General features: G+C 71.9%; 7 protein-coding genes. 4 read left to right on the top strand and 3 right to left on the bottom strand.

Features of this window, described 5'->3' with window-relative positions; all coding sequences use genetic code 11:
* Positions 1 to 119: 119 nt before the first annotated feature.
* Genes AB0K51_RS31150 through AB0K51_RS31140 form a run of 3 tightly spaced genes read right to left on the bottom strand, consistent with a single transcriptional unit; the run spans position 120 to position 2,814 of the window.
* On the bottom strand, positions 120 to 1,085 hold the full coding sequence (locus AB0K51_RS31150; protein ID WP_363460975.1) for a COX15/CtaA family protein: 966 nt from the start codon (positions 1,083 to 1,085) through the stop codon (positions 120 to 122).
* Between the two features lie 44 nt (positions 1,086 to 1,129).
* The gene (locus tag AB0K51_RS31145) at positions 1,130 to 1,900 is read right to left on the bottom strand and encodes an ABC transporter permease (RefSeq protein ID WP_363460973.1); all 771 of its coding nucleotides are present in this window, start codon (positions 1,898 to 1,900) and stop codon (positions 1,130 to 1,132) included.
* Positions 1,897 to 2,814, bottom strand: a complete 918-nt coding sequence (locus AB0K51_RS31140) for an ABC transporter ATP-binding protein (RefSeq protein ID WP_363460971.1) — start codon at positions 2,812 to 2,814, stop codon at positions 1,897 to 1,899. The genes AB0K51_RS31145 and AB0K51_RS31140 overlap by 4 nt, the downstream gene beginning before the upstream one ends.
* Positions 2,815 to 2,998: 184 nt before the next feature.
* Here AB0K51_RS31140 and AB0K51_RS31135 point away from each other — a divergent pair, with 184 nt between their 5' ends.
* Genes AB0K51_RS31135 through AB0K51_RS31120 form a run of 4 tightly spaced genes read left to right on the top strand, consistent with a single transcriptional unit; the run spans position 2,999 to position 6,817 of the window.
* Entirely contained in the window at positions 2,999 to 3,802 is an 804-nt protein-coding gene (locus tag AB0K51_RS31135; RefSeq protein ID WP_363460979.1) for a transcriptional regulator, read from the top strand.
* Positions 3,799 to 5,211: a Fe-S cluster assembly protein SufB gene (gene sufB / locus AB0K51_RS31130; RefSeq protein WP_363460969.1), complete on the top strand. Its 1,413-nt coding sequence runs from the start codon at positions 3,799 to 3,801 to the stop codon at positions 5,209 to 5,211. Before AB0K51_RS31135 ends, sufB begins: the two co-directional genes overlap by 4 nt.
* 59 nt (positions 5,212 to 5,270) lie before the next feature.
* Positions 5,271 to 6,503 carry a Fe-S cluster assembly protein SufD gene (sufD, locus tag AB0K51_RS31125; RefSeq protein WP_363460967.1) on the top strand — a complete coding sequence of 411 codons (1,233 nt, stop codon included), beginning with the start codon at positions 5,271 to 5,273 and terminating at the stop codon, positions 6,501 to 6,503.
* A complete protein-coding gene (locus tag AB0K51_RS31120) occupies positions 6,500 to 6,817 on the top strand; it encodes a bifunctional 3-phenylpropionate/cinnamic acid dioxygenase ferredoxin subunit (RefSeq protein WP_363460965.1) in 318 nt (105 codons plus the stop codon). Before sufD ends, AB0K51_RS31120 begins: the two co-directional genes overlap by 4 nt.
* Positions 6,818 to 6,821: the final 4 nt, after the last annotated feature.

Raw genomic sequence — 6,821 nt, 5'->3', positions numbered from 1 at the left:
TCCGGTGCGGTGCAGTCCTAGACAGCTCCACCACACCGGAGGTCTTCACGTTTGATCAAGCCAGACCACCGTCAACAACGCTCGTGGTCAATACAGCTAGGGCGTCCCGTGACGGAGCCTCAGGCGACCAGTTCGGCCTCGGGTGCGCTGGCCTGGGCGGGGATGCCGCCGCGGCTGCGCAGCGCCAGCGGGACGCGTAGTGCGGCGCCCCAGATCAGCGCGGCGCCCAGCATGTGCAGGCCGACCATCACCTCGGGCGCGTCGGTGAAGTACTGCACGAAGCCCAGCACGCCCTGGGCGAGCAGCAGGACGAACAGCTCGCGCACCCGGGCCCGGGCCGGGGCGGGGGCCTTGACGGCGGCGAACACCAGCAGCGCGGCGAGGGTCAGGCCGACCGAGAGGAAGACCAGGTCGGCGTGGGCCTGCACCAGGCGGTCGTAGTCGATCGGGATCCGGTCCACCGGCTTGCCGTCCTTGCTGGACGCGCCCGGGTGGTGGCCCGCGCCGGTGACCATGGTGCCGACCAGCACCAGCAGGCCGATCACCGCGACCAGCACCTGGGCGAGGTGCCGGATCGGCTCGGCGACCAGCGTCCGCGGCGCGGCGTCGCCCTCCGCGCTGCGCTCCCACATCAGCACCGCGACCCACACCAGGGCCATCGCGGCGACCATGTGCACCGCCACGATGTACGGGTTGAGGCCGGTCAGCACGGTGACGCCGCCGATCACGGCGTTGCTCATCACCAGCCAGAACTGGGCCCAGCCGAGCCGGGTGAGCGAGCGCCGCCACGGCGTGGCGCAGCGGGCGGCCAGGATCGCCCAGCCGATCGCGGCGCACAGCACGTAGGTGAGCATCCGGTTGGTGAACTCGATGACGCCGTGCACGCCCATCTCGGGCGTCGGCACCACGCTCTCGCCGGTGCAGCGCGGCCAGGTGGTGCAGCCGAGGCCGGACGCGGTGAGCCGGACGGCGCCGCCGGTGACCACGATCACCACGCTCATCACCAGCGCGGCGAGAGCGGCCCGGCGGACCTGCCGGGCGGAGGGGTGCCAGCGGTCGGCGAGGAGGGAGAACGGGTTGGTCACCGGACCATCGTAGGCGGGCTTATGCCGTGCTCCGGCGGCGGCCGCTACTCCCAGCGGAACCAGCGGGCCGCCGCGGTCAGGCCGAGCACCGACGAGGCCGCCAGCACCCCGAGGTCGCCCCAGGGCACCCCGTGGCCGAGCTGCAGCACCGCGCGCAGGCCGTCGGAGAGCGCCGAGATCGGCAGCAGCTCCAGCACCGGGCGCACCGCGGCGGGGAACTTCGCCAGCGGCACCACCACGCCGCCGGCCAGCAGCAGCAGGATGAAGACCAGGTTGGCGGCGGCCAGCGTGGCCTCCGCCCGCAGGGTGCCCGCCATCAGCAGGCCGAGGCCGGAGAACGCCGCGGTGCCGAGCACCAGGAGCGCCAGCACCGCGAGCGGGCTGCCGTGCGGGGACCAGCCGAGCGCCAGCGCGATCGCCGAGAGCAGCAGCACCTGCAGCAGCTCGACGACCAGCACGCAGCCGGTCTTGGCGGCGAGCAGCGCCCAGCGCGGCAGCGGGGTGGCGCCCAGGCGCTTGAGCACCCCGTAGCGGCGCTCGAAGCCGGTGGCGATGGCCTGGCCGGTGAAGGCGGTGGACATCACGGCCAGCGCCAGCAGCCCGGGGGCGAGGAAGTCGACCCGCTTGCCGGGGCCGGCCGTGTCGACCACGTCGACGGCGGAGAACAGGACCAGCAGCACGGTCGGGATGACCACGGTGAGCAGCAGCTGCTCGCCGTTGCGCAGCAGCATCCGGGTCTCCAGCGCGGTCTGCGCGAGCAGCATCCGGCCGGTGGGGGCGGCGCCCGGGCGGGGGGTGAGGTCGGCGGCGGTCATCGCAGTTCCCGTCCGGTCAGGTCGAGGAAGACGTCTTCGAGGCTGCGGCGCTGCACGGCCAGCCGGTCCGGCATCACGCCGGCCTCGGCGCACCAGCCGGTGACGGCGGCCAGCAGGGCGGCGTCGAGTTCGGCGTCCACCCGGTAGGAGCCGGGGGCGGCCTCGGCGACGGCGGCGCCGTCCGGGAGGACCTTGCGCAGCCCGGCCAGGTCGAGGCCGGCCGGGCCGTCGAAGCGCAGCCGGGCCTCGCTGCCGCGCAGCCGGTCGGGGGAGCCCTGGGCGATGACGCGGCCGCGGTCGATGATCGCGACGTCGTCGGCGAGCTGCTCGGCCTCGTCCATCTGGTGGGTGGTCAGCACCACCGTGACGCCGGCGGTGCGCAGCTCGGCGATCAGCTCCCAGGTGGCGCGGCGGGCCTGCGGGTCGAGGCCCGCGGTGGGCTCGTCCAGGAAGACCAGCTCGGGGCGGCCGACCACGGCCATCGCCAGCGCGAGGCGCTGCTGCTGGCCGCCGGAGAGCCGGCGGTAGGCGGTGCGGCCGCAGGAGTCCAGGCCGAGGCGTTCGGCGAGCGGGCCGACGGGCAGCGGGTCGGCGTACAGCTTCGCGGTGTGGCGGAGCATCTCGAGGGCGCGCGCGCCGGGGTACACGCCGCCGGACTGGAGCATCACACCGATCCGGGGCCGCAGCTCGGCGCCCTGGGCGACCGGGTCGAGGCCGAGCACCCGGACGGTGCCCGCGTCGGGGCGCCGGTAGCCCTCGCAGGTCTCGACGGTGGTGGTCTTGCCCGCGCCGTTCGGGCCGAGCACGGCGGTGACGGCGCCGCGCGCGAGGGAGAGGTCGAGCCCGTCCACGGCGGTCTTGTCGCCGTACCGCTTGACCAGTCCGGTCACCTCGACGGCGGGGTCTGCATGCATACCGGCGAGTGTAGGAGCAGCTCACGCCGGTCCTCGGGTAAGGCTTGCCTACCGTGATGGACGACACCGGTGAGGCGTGGATCACGGCTTGTCTCTCGGACCCGAATTACGCAACAATCGTGTTGTGAAAAAGATTCGCGAGCACGACGCCCAGCCCGGGGAGCACGACGCCCCCGGCTGTGCCGTGCCCGCGACGGCGGCGGAAGCCCTGGCGGAGGGGCATCGGGCGACCCGGGACCGGGTCGCCCGGTCGATTCTCGACCACGGGCCGTCCTCGGCCGCCGACCTGGCCAGCCGCCTCGGCCTGACCGCCGCAGCGGTCCGCCGTCACCTGGACGGCCTCGCCGCCTCCGGTCTCGTCGACGCACGCGAGCAGCGCGTGTACGGCAGCCGCGGCCGCGGGCGCCCCGCCAAGGTGTTCGCGCTCACCGACGCCGGCCGGTCGGCCTTCTACCAGGCCTACGACCAGCTGGCCGCCGACGCGCTGCGCTGGATCTCCGACGCGGCCGGCGGCGGCAAGGCGGGCGAGGAGGCGGTCGCCGCCTTCGCCCGGGCTCGTTTCGCCCGGCAGGGCCGCCAGTACCAGGCCGCCCTGGAGCTGGCCGACGCCGAGCAGCGCGCCGAGGCGCTGGCCGAGGCGCTGAGCGCCGACGGGTACGCTGCCACGGTGCGGCGTGTTCCGTCCGCCGTGTCCTCCGCGCCGCCCGCGAGCGCACCGGCCGGCGCCCAGCTCTGCCAGCACCACTGCCCGGTCGCGCACATCGCCGAGCAGTTCCCGCAGCTCTGCGAGGCCGAGACCGAGGTCTTCTCGCAGCTCCTGGGCACCCATGTGCAACGGCTGGCCACGATCGCCCACGGCGACGGGGTCTGCACCACGTATGTGCCGGCATCCGGTGCCGCACCGTCGTCCTCCCGGACGCCCGGTGCAGTGCCGACTGCCGGTACGTCCCCCAACGAATCGGATCGTCCGCGGAGGAACCTCGCATGACTGACATCGCACACCCCGAGCTCGAAGGCCTGGGCACCTACGAGTACGGCTGGGCCGACTCGGACGTGGCCGGCGCCGCCGCCAAGCGCGGCCTCAACGAGGACGTCGTCCGCGACATCTCCGCGAAGAAGAGCGAGTCCGAGTGGATGCTCAACCTGCGACTCAAGGGCCTCAAGCTGTTCGGCAAGAAGCCGATGCCGACCTGGGGCTCCGACCTGTCGGGCATCGACTTCGACAACATCAAGTACTTCGTGCGGTCCACCGAGAAGCAGGCCGAGTCCTGGGAGGACCTGCCCGCCGACATCAAGGCGACCTACGACAAGCTGGGCATCCCGGAGGCGGAGAAGCAGCGCCTGGTGGCCGGCGTCGCCGCGCAGTACGAGTCGGAGGTCGTCTACCACCAGATCCGTGAGGACCTGGAGGAGCAGGGCGTCATCTTCCTGGACACCGACACCGCGCTGAAGGAGCACCCGGAGCTCTTCAAGGAGTACTTCGGCACCGTCATCCCGGCCGGCGACAACAAGTTCGCCGCGCTGAACACCGCGGTGTGGTCCGGCGGCTCGTTCATCTACGTGCCGAAGGGCGTGCACGTCGACATCCCGCTGCAGGCCTACTTCCGGATCAACACCGAGAACATGGGCCAGTTCGAGCGGACGCTGATCATCGTCGACGAGGACGCCTACGTGCACTACGTCGAGGGCTGCACCGCGCCGGTCTACTCCTCGGACTCGCTGCACTCCGCGGTGGTCGAGATCATCGTCAAGAAGGGCGGCCGCTGCCGCTACACGACGATCCAGAACTGGTCGAACAACGTCTACAACCTGGTCACCAAGCGCGCCGTGGCGTACGAGGGCGCGACCATGGAGTGGATCGACGGCAACATCGGCTCCAAGGTCACCATGAAGTACCCGGCCGTCTACCTGATGGGCGAGCACGCCAAGGGCGAGACGCTGTCGATCGCCTTCGCCGGTGAGGGCCAGCACCAGGACGCCGGCGCGAAGATGGTCCACATGGCGCCGAACACCTCCTCGCACATCGTCTCCAAGTCGGTGGCGCGCGGCGGCGGCCGGACCTCCTACCGCGGCCTGATCGAGATCGGCGAGGGCTCGCACGGCGCCAAGTCGAACGTGCTGTGCGACGCGCTGCTGGTGGACACCATCTCCCGCTCGGACACCTACCCGTACGTGGACGTCCGCGAGGACGACGTGTCGATGGGCCACGAGGCGACCGTCTCCAAGGTCTCCGAGGACCAGCTGTTCTACCTGATGAGCCGCGGCATGACCGAGACCGAGGCGATGGCGATGATCGTCCGCGGCTTCGTCGAGCCGATCGCGCGCGAGCTGCCGATGGAGTACGCGCTGGAGCTGAACCGGCTGATCGAGCTGCAGATGGAGGGCGCGGTCGGCTGACGCGCCGTCAGCACCCGCCGTCCGTCGACCATTTCCGAAAGAGAGCAACACGAACAGCCATGGCTGAGCAGAACACCCCCGGCTCCACCACCGCCGGTTCGATCGAGGTCGGCACCGCCGGCGCCGGCGCGCAGCTCGCCGGCCCGGGCACCGGCCGCGAGACCGTCCGGCAGCCGATCGACGCCCGTGTCGCGGTCAAGCCGTCCTTCGACGTGAACGACTTCCCGGTGCCCACCGGCCGCGAGGAGGACTGGCGGTTCACCCCGCTGCACCGCCTCGGCGGGCTGCACGACGGCTCGGCCGTTGATGCGGTCAAGGGCGAGGACAAGATCGACCTGGGCCTGCCGGAGGGCGTCACCTCCGAGCTGGTAGGCCGGGACGACGCCCGCGTCGGCAAGGCCGGCACCCCGGTGGACCGGGTCGCCGCGCAGGCGTTCAGCGCCTTCGAGCAGGCCCTGGTGGTGACCGTCCCCAAGGAGACGGTGCTCACCGAGCCGGTCCGGATCGACGTACACGGCGAGGGCGGCACCGCCTTCGCCCACCTGGTGGTCGAGGTCAAGCCGTTCGCCGAGGCCGTCGTGGTGCTGAACCACACCGGCTCCGGCACCCGGGCCGCCAACGTCGAGCTGCTGGTCGGCGACGGCGCGAAGCTGACCTTCGTCTCGGTCCAGGACTGGGACCGCGACGCGGTGCACGTCGCCCAGCACAACGCGCTGGTCGGCCGGGACGCCACGTTCAAGTCCGTGGTGGTCACCTTCGGCGGCGACGTGGTCCGGCTGCACCCGCGGGTGAACTACGCGGGGACCGGCGGCGAGGCCGAGCTGTTCGGCCTGTACTTCGCCGACGCCGGCCAGCACCTCGAGCACCGCCTGGTGATCGACCACGACACCCCGCACTGCCGCTCCAACGTCGCGTACAAGGGCGCCCTGCAGGGCCAGGACGCGCACGCCGTCTGGGTCGGCGACGTGCTGATCCGCGCCGCCGCGCTCGGCACCGACACCTATGAGCTCAACCGGAACCTGGTGCTCACCGACGGCGCCCGGGTCGACTCGATCCCGAACCTGGAGATCGAGACCGGCGAGATCGTCGGGGCCGGCCACGCCTCCGCCACCGGCCGCTTCGACGACGAGCAGCTGTTCTACCTGCAGTCCCGCGGCATCCCGGCCGACGAGGCCCGCCGCCTGGTGGTGCGCGGCTTCTTCGCCGAGCTGGTCCAGCAGATCGGCGTCGCCGAGATCCAGGACCGTCTGATGGAGAAGATCGAGGCCGAGCTGGAAGAGACGGTCGCATGACCTACGTCCGCGCCTGCGCGCTGAGCGTCCTCCAGGAGGACGTTCCCAAGCGCGTCGAGCTGAACGGCGTCGCGGTCGCGATCGTCCGGACCGACGACGGCGTGTACGCGATCAACGACATCTGCTCGCACGCCAACGTCTCGCTCTCCGAGGGCGAGGTCGAGGACTGCATGATCGAGTGCTGGCTGCACGGTTCCAGCTTCGACCTGCGCACCGGGAAGCCGTCCGGGCTGCCCGCGACCAGGCCGGTCGCCGTTTACCCCGTGAAGATCGAAGGGGACGATGTGCTCGTCTCCGTCAACCAGGAGAACTGAGTAC

This window comes from Kitasatospora sp. NPDC049285 (assembly GCF_040678815.1).
GTDB lineage: Bacteria > Actinomycetota > Actinomycetes > Streptomycetales > Streptomycetaceae > Kitasatospora.
This window is presented reverse-complemented; position numbering and strand designations above follow the sequence as displayed.

What these genes read in the sequence shown, in the direction of transcription:
- AB0K51_RS31145 (WP_363460973.1), bottom strand. Translation starts at nt 1,900, where the DNA reads ATGACCGCCGCCGACCTCACCCCCCGCCCGGGCGCCGCCCCCACCGGC.
- AB0K51_RS31140 (WP_363460971.1), bottom strand. Translation starts at nt 2,814, where the DNA reads ATGCATGCAGACCCCGCCGTCGAGGTGACCGGACTGGTCAAGCGGTAC.
- sufB (WP_363460969.1), top strand. Translation starts at nt 3,799, where the DNA reads ATGACTGACATCGCACACCCCGAGCTCGAAGGCCTGGGCACCTACGAG.
- sufD (WP_363460967.1), top strand. Translation starts at nt 5,271, where the DNA reads ATGGCTGAGCAGAACACCCCCGGCTCCACCACCGCCGGTTCGATCGAG.
- AB0K51_RS31120 (WP_363460965.1), top strand. Translation starts at nt 6,500, where the DNA reads ATGACCTACGTCCGCGCCTGCGCGCTGAGCGTCCTCCAGGAGGACGTT.